This window comes from Arthrobacter sp. Soil762 (assembly GCF_001428335.1).
Classification (GTDB): domain Bacteria; phylum Actinomycetota; class Actinomycetes; order Actinomycetales; family Micrococcaceae; genus Arthrobacter.
In genome coordinates, this window is record NZ_LMSG01000001.1 from 595,497 (window position 1) to 611,224 (window position 15,728).

Annotated in this window: 16 protein-coding genes; 12 read left to right on the top strand and 4 right to left on the bottom strand. The window is 64.3% G+C overall.

Translation table 11 applies throughout. The features are described 5' to 3' along the window. Positions 1–45 precede the first annotated feature (45 nt). Together ASG77_RS02820 and ASG77_RS02825 are read left to right on the top strand one after the other, a co-directional pair. Entirely contained in the window at positions 46–2,307 is a 2,262-nt protein-coding gene (locus tag ASG77_RS02820; protein ID WP_056340863.1) for a PEP/pyruvate-binding domain-containing protein, read from the top strand. 134 nt (positions 2,308–2,441) lie between these two features. Then, the gene (locus tag ASG77_RS02825; protein WP_056340866.1) at positions 2,442–2,942 is read left to right on the top strand and encodes a hypothetical protein; all 501 of its coding nucleotides are present in this window, start codon (positions 2,442–2,444) and stop codon (positions 2,940–2,942) included. 170 nt (positions 2,943–3,112) lie between these two features. Here the strand turns inward: ASG77_RS02825 and ASG77_RS02830 are convergent, their stop codons facing one another. Continuing rightward, a complete protein-coding gene (locus ASG77_RS02830) occupies positions 3,113–3,424 on the bottom strand; it encodes a hypothetical protein (protein WP_056340867.1) in 312 nt (103 codons plus the stop codon). Between the two features lie 117 nt (positions 3,425–3,541). Continuing rightward, positions 3,542–4,891 (bottom strand): MFS transporter, encoded by a 1,350-nt coding sequence (locus tag ASG77_RS02835; protein ID WP_056340869.1) that lies wholly within the window; start codon positions 4,889–4,891, stop codon positions 3,542–3,544. 214 nt (positions 4,892–5,105) lie between these two features. On the opposite strand from ASG77_RS02835, the gene ASG77_RS02840 reads away from it, so the two are divergent. The 10 genes from ASG77_RS02840 (at position 5,106) to ASG77_RS02885 (ending at position 14,929) form a co-directional block, all read left to right on the top strand. Further along, positions 5,106–5,837: a GntR family transcriptional regulator gene (locus ASG77_RS02840; RefSeq protein ID WP_056340871.1), complete on the top strand. Its 732-nt coding sequence runs from the start codon at positions 5,106–5,108 to the stop codon at positions 5,835–5,837. 136 nt (positions 5,838–5,973) lie between these two features. Further along, positions 5,974–7,320 carry an enolase C-terminal domain-like protein gene (locus ASG77_RS02845; protein ID WP_056340874.1) on the top strand — a complete coding sequence of 449 codons (1,347 nt, stop codon included), beginning with the start codon at positions 5,974–5,976 and terminating at the stop codon, positions 7,318–7,320. Then, positions 7,317–8,816, top strand: a complete 1,500-nt coding sequence (locus tag ASG77_RS02850) for an aldehyde dehydrogenase (NADP(+)) (RefSeq protein ID WP_056340875.1) — start codon at positions 7,317–7,319, stop codon at positions 8,814–8,816. The genes ASG77_RS02845 and ASG77_RS02850 overlap by 4 nt, the downstream gene beginning before the upstream one ends. Beyond that, positions 8,813–10,018, top strand: a complete 1,206-nt coding sequence (locus ASG77_RS02855; protein ID WP_056340876.1) for a fumarylacetoacetate hydrolase family protein — start codon at positions 8,813–8,815, stop codon at positions 10,016–10,018. The genes ASG77_RS02850 and ASG77_RS02855 overlap by 4 nt, the downstream gene beginning before the upstream one ends. Continuing rightward, positions 10,015–10,857, top strand: coding sequence for a fumarylacetoacetate hydrolase family protein (locus ASG77_RS02860; protein WP_056340877.1), 843 nt, complete (start codon positions 10,015–10,017; stop codon positions 10,855–10,857). Before ASG77_RS02855 ends, ASG77_RS02860 begins: the two co-directional genes overlap by 4 nt. 14 nt (positions 10,858–10,871) lie before the next feature. Continuing rightward, positions 10,872–11,621: an SDR family NAD(P)-dependent oxidoreductase gene (locus ASG77_RS02865; protein ID WP_056341590.1), complete on the top strand. Its 750-nt coding sequence runs from the start codon at positions 10,872–10,874 to the stop codon at positions 11,619–11,621. Positions 11,622–11,913: 292 nt separating this feature from the next. Further along, complete coding sequence (locus tag ASG77_RS02870; protein WP_056340878.1) at positions 11,914–12,753, top strand: transporter substrate-binding domain-containing protein; 840 nt, start codon at positions 11,914–11,916, stop codon at positions 12,751–12,753. Positions 12,754–12,838: 85 nt separating this feature from the next. Then, entirely contained in the window at positions 12,839–13,510 is a 672-nt protein-coding gene (locus ASG77_RS02875) for an amino acid ABC transporter permease (protein ID WP_056340879.1), read from the top strand. Next, entirely contained in the window at positions 13,503–14,192 is a 690-nt protein-coding gene (locus tag ASG77_RS02880; RefSeq protein ID WP_056340881.1) for an amino acid ABC transporter permease, read from the top strand. The genes ASG77_RS02875 and ASG77_RS02880 overlap by 8 nt, the downstream gene beginning before the upstream one ends. Before the next feature lie 8 nt (positions 14,193–14,200). After that, on the top strand, positions 14,201–14,929 hold the full coding sequence (locus ASG77_RS02885) for an amino acid ABC transporter ATP-binding protein (RefSeq protein WP_327019603.1): 729 nt from the start codon (positions 14,201–14,203) through the stop codon (positions 14,927–14,929). Positions 14,930–15,040: 111 nt separating this feature from the next. Here ASG77_RS02885 and ASG77_RS02890 read toward each other — a convergent pair whose 3' ends face one another. Together ASG77_RS02890 and ASG77_RS22795 are read right to left on the bottom strand one after the other, a co-directional pair. Continuing rightward, positions 15,041–15,385, bottom strand: a complete 345-nt coding sequence (locus tag ASG77_RS02890; protein ID WP_056340883.1) for a DUF3846 domain-containing protein — start codon at positions 15,383–15,385, stop codon at positions 15,041–15,043. A gap of 112 nt (positions 15,386–15,497) precedes the next feature. Further along, positions 15,498–15,632, bottom strand: coding sequence for a hypothetical protein (locus ASG77_RS22795; protein WP_268760635.1), 135 nt, complete (start codon positions 15,630–15,632; stop codon positions 15,498–15,500). Positions 15,633–15,728 lie beyond the last annotated feature (96 nt).

Here is a 15,728-nt window from a genome sequence, read left to right on the forward strand (position 1 = left end):
TGTAACGTCACTGCATATAGCCCTTCCGACTCACGGAGAAAACCGATGACGGACACTAACGAGTCGTTTCCCCTGCTTGGTGCCGTTCGTGCGGGACAGGCATCGCCGGGCAGCAAAGCGTCGGCGCTCAATGACCTCTCGAAGGTTGGATTCCGTGTTCCGCCGGGGTTCGTCGTCACGGCAGAGACTTGTGACCGGCCCGGCCGGATCCTCGCCGATGCCTTGCACGAAGCCGCCGACAGGATCGGCCCGGGCCCTTTTGCCGTCAGGTCCTCCGCAGCCGCGGAGGACCTGCCCGGCGCCTCGTATGCGGGCCTCTACGAGACCTTCCTCAACGTTGCACGCGATGACCTTGAGGATGCAGTCAGGCGCTGTCTGGCGTCCGCTGCCCACGAAAGGGTGGCGGCGTATGAGTCAGCGCGCGGAGCGTCGGGTCAGGCACAACCGGCCGCGACTGCCATGGCGGTACTCGTGCAGCAGATGGTCCAGCCCCTTGCCGCCGGCGTCGCTTTCACCGCCAATCCTCTTACCGGTGACCGTGACGAAACCAGCATCACCGCCGTCCAAGGGCTCGGCGAATCCCTAGTGGCCGGTGACGCCATCGGGGAACAATGGACCGTCCGGGATCAGGACGCAGTCTGCATCCGGAGCGCCGGCACGCTCACTCCAGCCCAGGCGCTGGAAGTCGCGGAGCTGGCCCGCCGTGTCGCAGCCCATGCCGGGGCCCCTCAGGATACTGAGTGGGCCATCGACACAGATGGTGTCCTGTTCCTTCTGCAGGCGCGGCCCATGACAGCCCTGCCGGAGGCTGTTGATTGGGTGGCGCCCGGCAAGGGACTATGGTCCCGGAACTTCCGTCTCGGTGAATGGCTGCCGGACCCAATGACCCCGCTGTTCGAGGAATGGCTCCTGCCCCGGATCGAAATCGGATTCCTCGACGGTATGCAGACCGACGCCCGAGTGCGGGTGCCCTTCCGCTATGCCTCCGTCAACGGTTGGTACTACAACGCCCCGCCGGTGCCCTCCCCGAGGCTACTCGCGCGCGTAATTCTAGACAGCCGCGGCCGGGCACCCTGGTTCCTGTTCAACGCACTCATCCGCGTCTCCACCAATCCTGCCGCGGCACACCGGGCAGTTCTCAGCGGTCTGGAAGTACGATGGCGCAACCACCTGCTGCCCGGTTACCGCCAGCTCGTCCGGAAGGCGGAACAGGAGGTTGATTCAGCATCCCCCGGCAGGATTGTCGAGCTCGTGGATGCTGTGTGCAATCAGGCAGGAATCTATCTTTGGTCCCTGTCCGTCGTTGGCGGATCTGCCTGGAAGATGGAATCCGCGCTGGCCCGCTTCTGGCACAAGCATTTGGCTGGCCCCCTGAGCGGGACGGCGGCAGGAGAAACCGGCCACCAGGTCCTTCTTCGCGGCCTGCCCGGAACCACGCCGGCACAGGCTCCTCACGCTGTCTACTCCCTGGACTGGTATCACCCCACTGCCGGCGAATCGTGGCCTGGGCACCAGCGAGCCGGACAACTGCCGACAACTGGGAAGGCCGAGGCTCTTAGCGTCCAGCGAGTGGACGCCGAAGCGGCCGCACGCACGACGCTCAAGGATCAGCCACGGCTGCTCACACACTTCAACGCCCTTCTTGAGGTCGCCCAGCACTACGCGGCCCTCCGGGAAGAACAGTCCCGCGACCTTAGCCTGGGATGGCCACTCCTGCGCCGCTGCGCCCGCCACCTCGGCGAACAGCTGGCAGCCACCGGCCTCGTCGAAGATCCAGCGGACCTGCATTTCCTTAAACTGAAGGAGGTCACCGGCCCATCAACGGGCACGCGGCCACCTGTGACCAGCCGGCGCGACGCTTGGCAACAACAGCGCAACGTAGCCGCACCGTTGACACTCGGCAAGCCCGCCAGGTTCATCGGCGATCCGATCGCCCGAGCGGTGAACGCGGCAAGAAGCCTACATGACCTGCCGGAAGGCGCAATCGTCGGCCATCCCGCCAGCGCCGGACGGGTCACAGGGATCGTCCGCGTCATGCATGGACCGGAAGACTTCGACTCCTTCCTCGAAGGCGAAGTCCTGGTTGCCAAGTCAACAGCGCCGGCATGGACACCTCTCTTCGCACGCGCCGCAGCTGTCGTCACCGACGGCGGCACCCTGGCGGCTCACGCTTCCTTGGTTGCCAGGGAATTCGGAATCCCAGCCGTCGTAGGAACGGGAGACTCAACCCTCCGCCTCCGCACAGGACAACGCGTCACTGTCGACGGCCGGGCAGGCATCGTCGTGCCGATTCAGGCGGAACTCTGAATCGCCGTGACAGCCAAGGACCTACGTCTCGTCCGAAACAGTGCCTGGACTTCAACGCGATGACGCGGACTCGCCGACCGCCCCTGGATTAGTCCAGCGACAGTTGATGGCCTGGCACGTGGAAGTATTCAGGTATGACTATCGACAATGATGATGCCAACCTTCCGGCGCCAACGGACTCACAGGGCACAGACGCCTCAACCGAAGTCAGCCGTGGTTGGGACCACATAGGGGCCATCATTGTGGATGCCACGCTGCAGCGCCGGCAGAACTACAACGAAACCGTCAAGCCTCGCGTCGAAGCCCTGGTCGCGGAATGGCCGGATGCCGCCACAACGAGTGGATTCCGGCGGCACCTCGATATGGGGAAGCTCTCGGAAGTCATCGACTGGCCGTCGCCCGGCCGCCTTGCCCAGGTAGAGGACATCACGCAAGTGTTCGAGCGTGAGGGCATCGAAACGGTAGCGGAGCTCCGCGGCACGCTCGAGGACCACGCCAAGGGTGCCGCTCTTCGGGAAGCCCTTGCGCAGGTGCGGCATGTCAGTCCCAAAACGCTGGATTACATTGGCACGCTGAGCGGGATGTCAACGGGTGAGGCCGCCGACCAGGCTGCCCGCATCGAGGACTTGCCCTAGGAGATCGCCTTTGATCGGCCGGTCAGCCAATGCGTTCTGGGTTGTCTGGCCGAAGCCTGAGGGCAACCCATAAACCGCAGCGCCGGCACATGTAGGCGGGTTCGGTTCCGAGTGCATGAAGCTTCTTGCGACTCATGGTCCTGCCGCAGCAGGAGCATCTGCACGTGGCTTCAGAGTCCATTGTTCTTGAGCGCTTCGGTTATTTGGCTGATCGTTGGAAGGCCTGCCAGCCCGCTTGGAGTCGCGTAAATCCGGCAGGCCAGGTCATCTGCAGGTGCACCGGTCGGGAAAATGTCAGACCCATTGAGGGTGATCGTGGGGGAACCCGCGAATCCCGTCCCCGCAGTATCGGCCGCGGACTCCAGGAGTCGCATCGTCACTGGAATGTCGCTGTGTCCCAAGGCGGCCAGGGCTGATTCCAGGCGCTCCTGCGTCGTGGCAACGTTGGGGCAGTCGTCGATGTGCAGCAGTTCGATCCTCATAGAATCATTCTCCACCCCCCAGCATCAGCCTCCGGAACTCACCGGCGGTGTGTGCAGTGGAGAAGCGGACGACGGCGGGACCTCCCGCCGTCGTCCGCTTGCGTTGGTGCCGCTCGCCTACGCCGCGGCGGAGGCGGGAACCTTCAGTGGCTCCACCTTGCCAAGGACGAACAGGTAGTTCGCCGCACCGGCCAGCGATACCAATCCGATGACCGCGAGCGGCGCCACGTAGGATCCCGTCTGGTCCACCAGGACACCGATCAGGACCGGCGTGAAGATGCCTGCCAGGTTGGAGGCGAAGTTCTGGAGCCCGCCAATGGATCCGACGTGGCGGGAGCTCGGGGCAACGTCCGCGGGGAGCGACCAGATGCCGGTAGCAGCAACCGTGAGGCTGGAGTACGCCACCGACAGGAGGGCAAGTGCCATCCATGCCTCCGGGACCACGGCGGCGAACATGATGACCGAGCCGCCGATCAGACCGCCGGCGATGGCGGTCTTGCGGACCCGTGTCAGCGCGACGCCGCGCTGGACGGCCTTGTCCGCAACGTAGCCGGCCAGCCAGCCGAAGCCCACCGCGCAGATGCCGGGGATGGCACCGAACATGCCGAGTTTGAGCAGGTCGAAGCCGCGTTCCTTCACGAGGTAGCTCGGGAAGAAGGTGATGAAGAAGTAGATGGCGCTGTTCAGGCAGAAGAAGCCGAACATCATGCTGAGGATGGTGCGGTACTTGAAGAGCGAGCGCCAGGGAAGCTTCGCTGCGTCGGCGTCGTCGTCTGCTTCGCTCCGGGCACCGCCTTCCCGGATATAGGCCCGCTCCTCGTCATTGGCCGTGGGGTGATCCTCGGGGTTGCGGTACATCTTCCACCACACGACAGCCCAGATCAGGCCGGCTACACCAATGATGATGAAGACCGCGTGCCAGGACGTGAAGGCGACGATCAATGTGACGATGGGCAGCGCGATGACCGCACCCACACGGGAGCCTGAGTCCCAGATGCTGGTGGCAAAGGCCCGTTCGCGGACCGGGAACCAGGTGGCCACCACTTTGGCGGCGGTGCTTGGGGCCGGGCTTTCACCGACGCCGAGCAGGAACCGCGCGGCGAACAGCGACCAGAAATTCTGTGCAAAGGCGGTGACCATGGTGAAGACGGACCACCAAACCGCTGCCAGGGCGAAGGACTTTCGGGGCCCGACCTTGTCGACGTACCACCCGGCGGCCAGCTGGCAGAAGTCATACGCCCAGAAGAAGGCGGCGAAAATGAGCCCCTGCTGGGTGGCCGAGAGCTCAAAATCCTTACCCATGAACGGCAGGGCCACGCTGAGGCTGGATCGGTCAAGGTAGTTAATGCTGAGCCCCACGAACGCGAGCCAGATGATCACCCAGCGCTTGCGGGTCATGGTGCGGGGAGCCTTGGACGAAAGATCGGGGGAAGAATTGGGGGCGAGCCTGCTGCCTAGGACAGTCATACCGTCTCCTTTGACGTAAACGTGGCTTTCGAGTGCCTGGACACCGAGGAAGACGCCGAGGATTGCGGCGCAAGATCATGTAGGAATCTGAACAATAATATAGTTAATGTGATCCAGAGCAACTTTTGGAAGAAAACACCCCACCCGGCCGCTCCCACCCCGTGGAATATGATTCCCAAAGCGACTCCACCAACCAGCACAAAGAGGTAACCGCGTGCCCACACGTCAATCATCCGATGCATCCAAAGGCAAGGCCGCCGTAAGTGACGTCTATGCCTCCATGCGGGCCTCCATCCTCAAGGGCGAAATCGAACCCGGCGCACGGATCAATATTGATGCGGTCTCCCGCAGCCTGGGAGTCTCACAGACCCCGGTCCGCGAAGTGCTGCAACGGCTGGAAGGCGACAACTTGGTGGTCTACAGTCCCGGCCGAGGATACAGCACCACACCGCTGCTGGACCTACCCGCACTGCGATCGCTCTTTGAATTCCGGCTGCTGGTGGAACCGTGGGCCGCGCGGTCCGCTGCCGTGGACCGCCTCGCCAACCCGGCCGCGGCCCTGGAGAAGGAACTGTCGGCCATCCGCAACTCCATGAAGACCACCAGCGGCGACGCTCGGCAGGACCTCGTGGCCCATGACACCCGCTTCCATGACACCATCCTGCTGGCAGCCGGGAACCCGGTAGTCCAGCACGCCTTCGCCCAGACCCACTGCCACCTGCATACCTTCCGCCTCTACCCGGCGGACATCGACGGCGCCATCACCATCGCCGAGCACGCCACCGTACGGGAGGCCATCGCGTCCTGCCTGCCCGACCGCGCCGAGGAAGCCATGGCCGAGCACATCAGGAACTCCTTCGCCCGGTTCGCCAAGGCCTTCGAAGGCACGGCAGACCTCTCGCCGCTGGAGAACGGCGGACCACCAGGAAGGCATATCGTCACCTGAAATCGAAGCTCCGGCCTGCTGGCCGGGGCTTCTTTTTTCTCCGGCACTTGATCCGAGTCACGATTCCTATATGATTATAAGAATTCATATAGGAATCGTGTTCACGAATTGAATTGACCAGAGAGAGAAGAAACCCATGACCTCCATCATTTCCATCCACACCCAGGACGTGCGGTTCCCCACGTCCCTGGAGCTCGACGGTTCCGACGCGGTCAACGTTGACCCGGACTACTCCGCCGCGTACGTCGTCATCCGCACTGACGCGGGCGACGAAGGCCACGGCTTTGTTTTCACCTGCGGCCGCGGCAACGAAATCCTCACGCACGCCATTGACGCCTACGCCGGCCTGCTCCTCGGCCGGGACATCGATGAACTGATCTACGACCTCGGTGGCGCGTCGAAGCGGCTCATCCACGATTCCCAGCTGCGCTGGCTCGGCCCCGAGAAGGGCGTCACGCAGATGGCGGCCGGCGCCCTCGTCAGCGCACTCTGGGACATCCGCGCACGGCGCGAGAACAAGCCCCTGTGGCTCCTGCTCAGCGAGATGCCCGCCGAGGAAATCGTCGACGTCGTTGATTTCACCCACATCCGCGACGCGCTGAACCCCCAGCAGGCACTGGACATCCTGCGCGCCGGCGAAGACGGCAAGGCCGCCCGGATCGCCGCCCTGAAGGTGGACGGGTACCCCGCCTACACCACCTCGCCGGGCTGGCTGGGCTACAGCGACGAGAAGCTGGTCCGGCTGAGCAAGGAAGCCGCCGCGGACGGCTTCTCCATGATCAAGCTGAAGGTGGGCGGCGACATCAATGACGACCGCCGCCGCATGGCCTTGGCCCGAAGGGCCGTGGGCGACCTCCCGATCGCCATCGACGCCAACCAGCGGTGGGAAGTCTCCGAGGCCATCGAGTGGGTCAACCAGCTCTCCGAGTTCAACCCGTACTGGATCGAAGAACCCACCAGCACGGACGACATCCTGGGCCACGCGGAGATCCGGAAGGGCGTTGCCCCCGTCCGGGTCGCCACCGGCGAGGCCGTGGCCAGCCGCATCGTGTTCAAGCAGCTGCTCCAGGCCGGTTCCATCGACGTCCTCCAGCTGGATTCCACCCGCGTGGGCGGCGTCAACGAGAACATCGCCAACCTTCTGCTCGCGGCCCGCTTCAATGTTCCGGTTTGCCCGCACGCCGGCGGCGTGGGGCTGTGCGAACTCGTCCAGCACTTCTCCTTCTTCGACTACGCGGCGATCACCGGCAGCCAGGACGGCCGGATGATCGAGTACGTTGACCACCTGCACGAGCACTTCGCCGAGCCCGTCCGGATCGTCAACGGCCGCTACGCCGCCCCGGCGCTCCCGGGCACCGGCGCCGAAATGCTCAGCGCCTCGCGGGCCCGCTGGGAGTTCCCCGCCGGGGACGGATGGCTCGAAGTGGGCGACCGCGCCGCGGTTACCGGCGCCTCCGTGACGGGAGCCGGTGCACTCCGATGACCACCACGGTCCATGACCTCAACACGAGTGTCGACGCCGCCCACGCCGCCTTCGAAAAGGGCCGTGCCGCGGACCCCGGCACCCGGGCATCCTGGCTGGAAGCGATAGCAGCTGCACTGGAGAACGACGCCGAAGCGCTGGTGGAGCTCGCCGCCCAGGAAACCCACCTGGGCGAGCCACGGCTCCGGGGCGAGTTCAAGCGCACGGTCTTCCAGCTCCGGCTCTTCGCCACGGAGGTCCGCGACGGTGAGCACTTCGACGCCACCATCGACCATATGGACGCGGACTGGGGCATGGGCCCGCGGCCGGACCTGCGCCGGCTCAACGTGCCCATCGGCGTGGTGGGCGTCTTCGGAGCCTCCAACTTCCCCTTCGCCTTCAGCGTGATGGGCGGCGACAGCGCCTCGGCACTGGCCGCCGGGTGCGCAGTGGTGCACAAGGCACATGACGGGCACCGGAACCTCGCGCTCCGCACCGCCGAGATCGTCATCGCCGCGCTGGATGCCGCCGGAGCCCCTTCCGGGCTGTTCTCGCTCGTCACCGGCCGGCCTGCCGCGGAGGCCCTGGTGGACCATCCTGCCGTGAAGGCCATCGGGTTCACGGGTTCGACGGCGGGCGGCCGGGCACTGTTCAACCGCGCCGCCGCCCGGCCCGAACCGATTCCCTTCTTCGGCGAACTGGGCGGCATCAACGCCGTTTTCGTCACCGAGAACGCCTGGGCGGTGCGGCGCGACGAAATCCTCAGCGGATACGCCGCTTCATTCACCATGGGAATGGGACAGTTCTGCACCAAGCCGGGGCTGCTGTTTGTTCCGGCTGGAGAGGCCGACGGCGTCCGGCAGGTTCTGAGCGCCGCGCTGGCGGACTTTGCCGCAGCGCGGCTGCTGAACCCGCGGTTGCACGAGGGCTACCGGCAGTCCGTGCAGGATCTGCGGGGCACTACCGGCGTGGAGGTTCTCGTGGAAGGAGACTTCGACGAGGCACCGGCGCCAACCGTACTCCACACGACTTCCGCGGCTGTCCGCAGTGATCCGTCAATCCTGCGGCAGGAAATGTTCGGGCCCGCCAGCCTGGTGGTGGAGTACGGCGACGAATCGGAACTCCTGGAACTCACCGGACTGCTGGAGGGACAGCTGACCACCACGCTCCAGGCGGAGCCGGAGGATGACGTGTCAGAACTGGCCGCTCGGCTGACTGACATCAGCGGCCGGGTCCTCTGGAACGGCTGGCCCACGGGGGTCACGGTCAGCTACGCCCAGCACCACGGCGGACCGTACCCCGCCACAACATCGGCCACCACCTCCGTAGGAACGGCCGCGATCCGGCGCTTCCTCCGGCCCGTGGCCTACCAGTCGTTCCCGGAAGGTCGCCTGCCCGAACCTCTGCAGGACGCCAATCCCTGGCGCGTTCCGCAGCGAGTGGATGGGGTGTGGCAGCGGCCCACACGGCAGGGACAGACTGCAGTCCAGACTGCAGGAATCGAGGTCCGGCCATGAGCGCCGCATTGGACCTCGGCGGGGCCTCGGTGCTCCCGGACGACGCGGTGCGGGCACTCCTGATCGGCCGCGTCTGGGACGTCGAAACCGGCGGACCACGCGTGGTCGCCGTCCAGGAGCATGACGTCTTCGACCTCCAGCATCTGGCCGAAACCGTCTCCGAGCTCCTGGAACGGCCGGATCTCGTGGCCGCCGTCCGCGCCGCCATGACGCTGCCCCGGTGGAAGACCAGCGAGATCATCCACGCGTCGCTGACGCGGGACGCGGCCCGTCCGCATTTCCTGGCTCCGGTGGACCTTCAGGTCATCAAGGCCTGCGGCGTGACGTTTGTGGACAGCATGATCGAACGGGTCATCGAGGAGCGCTGCGGCGGAGACGCGAGCCGCGCGGCCGAGATGCGGGAACTGGTGGGCCGTGCCCTCGGCGGCAGCATCGGCTCCATCCGGCCCGGCTCCCCCGCGGCAGCCGAAGCCAAGAAGGTGCTCATCGCCGAAGGGCTCTGGTCACAGTACCTGGAGGTGGGGATCGGCCCGGACCCCGAGGTCTTCACGAAGGCTCCGGTGCTCTCCTCGGTCGGGCTGGGCGCCGGGATCGGGATCCCTGCGTTTTCCTCGTGGAACAACCCGGAACCGGAACTGGTGCTTATTGCCACTTCAGACGGCACCGTTGTGGGCGCAACCCTGGGCAACGACGTGAACCTCCGCGATGTGGAGGGCCGGAGTGCCCTGCTGCTCGGAAAGGCGAAGGACAACAACGCGTCCAGCGCCTTGGGTCCTTTGATCCGGTTGTTCGACGACGGGTTCACACTGGAGACGCTGCGCCAGGAGGAGATCCTGCTGCGCGTGGACGGCCGGGACGGCTACTCACTGGAGGGACGCAATTCCGTATCCCGGATCAGCCGTCCGTTCGAAGAACTCGTCGCCGCGACGATCGGAAAACACCACCAGTACCCGGACGGGCTTGCCCTGTTCACCGGCACGCTGTTCGCACCGACCCAGGACAGGGACCACCCGGGCCAGGGGTTCACCCACCATATGGGCGACACCGTGACCATCCGCAGCCGCCACCTCGGCGCCCTCGTGAACGTTGTGGGGGCTGCGGAAGAGTTGCCGGAATGGTCGTTTGGCCTGCGGCAGCTGTTCGGCTACCTTCATGCCCAACGCGAAGTCCGCGAATCAAGCAGTAAGGAATATGCCTCATGAAGTTCGCCCAGATTGGCGCCCCGGGCGCCGAACAACCGGTCCTGGTCCACGGGGACCGGCATTACTCGCTCCAAAGCATCACACCCGCCATCAACGGTGACTTTCTGTCCAACGGTGGCCCCGCGGCTGCCGCCGCCGCACTGGCCGCAGGAACACTGCCGGACGTCACCTCCGACGTCGTACGCTACGGCGCCCCGGTGGTGCGCCCGTCCGCCGTCGTCTGCGTTGGCTTGAACTATGCCGCCCACGCAGCGGAATCAGGTGCCCAGCCGCCTGAGCATCCGGTCATCTTCCTCAAGACGCCCAATACGGTCGGCGGGCCGGACGATGCCGTCGCCATCCCCCGGGGCTCAACCAAGACCGACTGGGAGGTGGAGCTCGGGATCATCATCGGGAAACGTGCCTCCTACCTGGACTCCCCCGAAGCCGCGCGGGACCACATCGGCGGGTTTGTGGTGGTGGACGATCTCTCCGAGCGTGACTTCCAGCTGAACGTTTCCGGCGGCCAGTGGTCCAAGGGCAAGAGCTCACCGGGGTTCTGCCCCACGGGTCCCTACCTGGTCACCCCGGACGAGGTCGACGCCGGCAAGCTGCGGCTTCGCAGCTGGGTCAACGGCGAAATCCGCCAGGACTCATCCACGGCGGACATGATCTTCGACGTCGGGACCATCGTCTGGAACCTGAGCCAGTACATGGTGCTTGAGCCCGGCGACCTCATCTGCACCGGCACCCCCGAGGGAGTCGCGCTGTCCGGGCGGTTCCCGTACCTGAAGGCCGGCGACGTTGTGGAAATCGAAATTGACGGGCTGGGGCGGCAGCGCCATGAATTCATCGCATGAACGGAGACCCGGCAATGGAGTTTGAAGGCATCCGTGCCATCGTCACCGGCGGGGCTTCCGGCATCGGAGCGGCCATAACGGCGCATCTGACCCGGCGCGGGGCGAAGGTGGCGGTGCTGGATCTGAACCCGGACGCAGCATCCGAAGCGGCGCTGTCGATCCGATGCGACGTGGCCGATGATGCTTCGGTGCGTGCCGCCGTCGAACGCGTTGCCCGCGAATTCGGGGGGATCGACGTCGTGGTCAACAATGCAGGCATTGGAGCCCAGGGCACCGTTGCGGACAACGACGACGCCGAGTGGCAGCGCGTCCTGGACGTCAACGTGATCGGCGCGGTGCGGGTGAGCCGTGCCGCCTTGCCCCATCTCCGGCAGTCTCCCGCCGCCGCGATCGTCAACACGTCCTCCATCGCCGCCACGGCCGGGCTGCCCGCCCGCGCACTCTACGCGGCCACCAAGGGCGCCATCCGGGCGCTGACGCTCAGCATGGCGGCCGATCACGTCCGCGAAGGCATCCGGGTCAACTGCGTCAATCCGGGCACCGCTGACACGCCCTGGATCAACCGGCTGCTGAGCCAGGCGGATGACCCGGTAGCGGAACGCGCGGCGCTGGAGGCCCGGCAGCCGCACGGCCGGCTGGTGACGCCGGAGGAGGTTGCAGCAGCGGTCGCGTACCTGGCCAGTCCGCTGGCCGGTTCGACGACGGGCACTGAACTGGCGGTCGACGGCGGCATGCAGGCCGTGCGTCTGCGTCCCGTCGGGTAGCGTCCCGCCGAGTACCGTCCCGCCGGGTAACGCCCCGGCGAAGTAAGAAGCTGCGAGGCGCCGTCGTGTCCTGATTTATCGGGGCACGGCGGCGCCTCTGGCGTTTCAGGAGCGAGGCGCGGTCCCCTTCCGGCGAGCGCACGCAAGCGGTTTTCAGGAGGGGCTTGACCTGTGTCACATCCCCTATATGATAGTGCGTATTCCTATATGATCTTCGACGGCGAACGACCGGGATCCCCGGACTCCGTCACCCCCGCATCCGATCCGCATCAATAATCCCCAGGAGAGCACCATGTTCAAAGCAACACCGAAGTTGCTTCTTGTACCGGCTATCGCGTTGGCCCTCACGCTGGGAGGCTGCTCCTCCGGCGGTGCCTCGGCCGGCGCTGCGAGCGCAACAGGAGCCGTGGCGGACAGCCACCTCACCCAGATCCTCAAGACGAAGACGATCAAGATCGCCGTCAGTGCCGACTCTCCGGGATACGGCGTGATGACGTCATCCGGTGAGCACGAGGGTTTCGACATTGATGTCGCGAACGCGCTCGGCGCCTCGCTGGGCGCAAAGATTGAGTTCGTCACGGCCACGAACGAAAGCCGCATTCCGCTGCTGCAGACCGACAAGGCGGACGCCGTCATTGCAACCTTCACGGCATCGGATGCGCGCGCCCAGGTAGTGGATATGTCCGAGCCGTACGCCGCCAGCTCCACCGTCTTTATGGTTCCCGTGGGAAGCCCGATTGCCAGCTATGCGGATCTGGACGGGAAATCCGTGGCCACGTCGCGCGGAAGTGTGGGCGAGCAAATCCTCAAGGCCACCTTCCCGAACGCCAAGATCGCCGGCTTCAACACCACGGCCGATTCCATCCAGGCCCTCAAGAGCGGCAAAGTGGACGCGCTGATTGAAAACAACGCCATCATCGGCGGGCTCGTGAAGAGCGAGCCATCCGCATTCCAGGTGCTCAAGGGCGACCCGATCAAGCCGGCGCTGTTCTCCATCGGCGTCAAGCAGGGCGACCAGACGTGGGTTAACTACATCAACAACTTCATCCGGAACTACACCATCTCCGGACAGAACGAAGCCTCCCTGCAGAAGTGGTTCGGGCTGGAACTTCCGCCCTTCCTCGCCCACTAACAGTATTCGGACGCACTCTCCGGTGTGGGTGAAGGACAGGCAGTCATTCACCCACACCGCCGTTCACGGATAGGACCCTTTGCTCATGGCTTTATATTTCGGAGACCTTCTCCCGTTCAGCTCGCTATTGCTTGAGGGGCTCTGGACAGCTCTGTACATCACGCTCGTGGCCATGGTGGCGGGAAGCGCACTCGGCGTGTTTCTGTACCTGGGGAAGGTCGGGCCCGGAAAGGCAGTCAGCATCTTCTGCACGTGCTACATCGAGGCCATCCGCAACACGCCTCTGCTGGTGCAGCTGTACCTGATCTACTTTGCCCTTCCCGCGCTGGGCATCAACCTCGAACCCATCTGGGCCGCCGTTATTGGCCTGACCCTCAACAACGCGGCCTACACTGCGGAAATTTACCGGGCCGGCTTCGAGTCCGTGCCCCACGGCCTGCGCGAGGCCGGCAAGGCGCTGGGCATGAAAAACGCCCAGATCGTGCGCTACATCGTCCTGCTGCCGGCCACCCGGAACGTCTTCCCCGCCCTGACCAACCAGCTGATCCTGCTGTTCCTGGCTTCGTCGATTGGATCCATCATCTCGCTTCCTGAACTGACCAACGCGATCATGAGCGTCAGCAACACCACGTACCGGACCATCGAGGTGCTCGCAGTGGGCGGGCTGCTCTACCTTGGCGTATCCGCCCTGTTGTCCCTGGCCTCGAAACGGGCCGAAACGACGCTGTTCCGGTGGGCGGTGGGCGCACGTGTTTAGGGCCTTTGATTGGCAGGACCTCATTCCGCTGGCCAAGGGGGCATGGCTGACCATTCAGCTCTGCGCCATGTCCGGCATTCTCGGAGTCATCTTCGGACTGATCCTTGGCATCGCCAGAACGTCCCCCAGCAGGATCGCGAGGTGGATCAGCACCATCTACATCAGCTGTGTACGCGGCATCCCGATTCTGGTCATCATCTTCTTCATCTTCTTCGGGATCCCGCTGCTGTTCCCCGGCCTGGAACTGGACAAGTTCACCTCGGCCGTCATCGCGCTGACCTGCTTCGCCGCCGCCTATGTGGCAGAAATCGTGCGTGGCAGCATCGAGGCGGTGTCCAGGGGGCAAAGTGAAGCGGCAGATGCCCTCGGCCTCAACTACTGGGCGAAGCTCCGGTATGTGGTGATGCCGCAGGCCAGGAAGATCATGGTTCCGCCCGGCGTCGGCTTCATCATCGGCCTGGTGAAGGATTCCTCCCTGGTGACGGTGACCGGGCTGGTCGAGTTGACCCACGCGGGCAACATTGTCACCAACCTCACCGGCGACCCCATCATGACGTTCCTCACCGTCGCCGCCATGTACTTCGTCATTTGCTACAGCATCTCCCTGCTGGGGCGCCTGTACGAGAAACGGACCGGCATCCAGGTGGACCCCCTCAAACTTCCCGAGCCCGCGAGCGTTTAGATCGGAATATGACTGTGATTTTTGTTGAGAATCTGAATAAGAAGTTCGGCCCGAACCATGTCCTCAAAGGCGTTGACTGCCACATCCGTGAGCGCGAGGTGGTGTGCGTCATTGGCCCCTCGGGTTCAGGCAAGAGCACGTTCCTGAGGTGCATGAACGGCCTGGAATCGATCACGTCCGGCAGCATCGTGATCAACAAGCACCGGTTGGACGACTCGAAAACGAACATCAACCTGGTCCGGCAGGAAGCGGGAATGGTCTTCCAGCATTTCAACCTGTTCCCGCACCTTAAGGTCATCGACAACGTCATGCTGGCCCCGCTCAAGGTGGCCAAGGCCAACAAGGACGAAGCCCGCGCCAAAGCCGAAATGCTGCTGGCAAAAGTGGGACTGGCCGAAAAGATGGAGGCCTTCCCGGGGAGCCTGTCCGGCGGTCAGATGCAGCGTGTGGCCATAGCCCGGGCGCTGGCCATGGATCCAAAAATCATGCTCTTTGACGAGCCCACCTCAGCCCTGGACCCGGAAATTGTCGGCGAGGTTCTCACCGTCATGAAGGATCTGGCCAATGAGGGTATGACCATGGTGGTAGTTACCCACGAAATGGGCTTCGCCCGGGAAGTGGCCGACCGGGTGCTTTTTATGGACCAGGGACTGATCGTCGAGGAAGGCTCCCCCGATGAGATCTTCTCCTCGCCGCGGAACGCCAGAACTCAGGGGTTCCTCAGCAAGGTTCTGTAACCGGGGCAGGAAGTAAGCGGACGACGGCGGGAGGTTCCGCCGTCGTCCGCTTTGCGTTTGGTGCCATGCCCGGGGTGGTGCCGTACCCGGCTTGGCGCCGCACCCTACGTGTCAGGCCGCCAGCGGCAGGTCGAAAAGCTGCTCGGCAAGCCGGATGAGGTGCCCGGGTGTATCGGATTCGTCTCCGCGGCGTCCGTTCCCGAGGAACACCGCCGTCCCGTTGAGGGTGTCGTCGAGATAGACGCCTGCTTCGCGGACGAGCACTTCGGCCCGCGGGTTCTGGGGCAGGCGGGGTCCCTCGTCGTTCAAGTAGACATGCCAGTCTCTGCTGGTGATGGATTCGATGTTTCCTGCAACGAGTTTCTGCAGGGATGCCATGACTGTGTCCACGGTTTCAATGCGCACCGGTTGAGTGAGGTGCGCCGGGACGATCAGGGCGTTGTAGGTGGTGTTCATGGTCTTGTCCTTGTGGCTGAAACGATGTTCTCTGCTGCGGCCTCAGGCCGGGATAGGTGGTGGCGGGCAGCCGAACGGGGCTAGGAGTCTCGCATTCGGCTGCCCGAGTTTATTAGCGCTGGTTTTTGCGCGGCTTTGCGAACAGAGTTTCACTGGATTCGTTTTTAGCTCTTTTATCAGCCCTTTTTTCGAGAATTGATTTTCCCGCTTTTTTGGCGCTGACGCTTTTGGGCGATTTTCCTGACATTGGAATCACACCTTTCTTTGTTTTGTATCTACCCGATACCATACACACTTATATTTTTAATGCCAGTTTCCATAAAAAAGCACGACTAAGGCGGAA

Bases quoted from the DNA above. Each gene is read 5' to 3' on its own strand.
- ASG77_RS02820 (WP_056340863.1), top strand. From the start codon at position 46: ATGACGGACACTAACGAGTCGTTTCCCCTGCTTGGTGCCGTTCGTGCG.
- ASG77_RS02825 (WP_056340866.1), top strand. From the start codon at position 2,442: ATGACTATCGACAATGATGATGCCAACCTTCCGGCGCCAACGGACTCA.
- ASG77_RS02830 (WP_056340867.1), bottom strand. From the start codon at position 3,424: ATGAGGATCGAACTGCTGCACATCGACGACTGCCCCAACGTTGCCACG.
- ASG77_RS02835 (WP_056340869.1), bottom strand. From the start codon at position 4,891: ATGACTGTCCTAGGCAGCAGGCTCGCCCCCAATTCTTCCCCCGATCTT.
- ASG77_RS02845 (WP_056340874.1), top strand. From the start codon at position 5,974: ATGACCTCCATCATTTCCATCCACACCCAGGACGTGCGGTTCCCCACG.
- ASG77_RS02850 (WP_056340875.1), top strand. From the start codon at position 7,317: ATGACCACCACGGTCCATGACCTCAACACGAGTGTCGACGCCGCCCAC.
- ASG77_RS02855 (WP_056340876.1), top strand. From the start codon at position 8,813: ATGAGCGCCGCATTGGACCTCGGCGGGGCCTCGGTGCTCCCGGACGAC.
- ASG77_RS02860 (WP_056340877.1), top strand. From the start codon at position 10,015: ATGAAGTTCGCCCAGATTGGCGCCCCGGGCGCCGAACAACCGGTCCTG.
- ASG77_RS02865 (WP_056341590.1), top strand. From the start codon at position 10,872: ATGGAGTTTGAAGGCATCCGTGCCATCGTCACCGGCGGGGCTTCCGGC.
- ASG77_RS02870 (WP_056340878.1), top strand. From the start codon at position 11,914: ATGTTCAAAGCAACACCGAAGTTGCTTCTTGTACCGGCTATCGCGTTG.
- ASG77_RS02875 (WP_056340879.1), top strand. From the start codon at position 12,839: ATGGCTTTATATTTCGGAGACCTTCTCCCGTTCAGCTCGCTATTGCTT.
- ASG77_RS02885 (WP_327019603.1), top strand. From the start codon at position 14,201: ATGACTGTGATTTTTGTTGAGAATCTGAATAAGAAGTTCGGCCCGAAC.
- ASG77_RS02890 (WP_056340883.1), bottom strand. From the start codon at position 15,385: ATGAACACCACCTACAACGCCCTGATCGTCCCGGCGCACCTCACTCAA.
- ASG77_RS22795 (WP_268760635.1), bottom strand. From the start codon at position 15,632: ATGTCAGGAAAATCGCCCAAAAGCGTCAGCGCCAAAAAAGCGGGAAAA.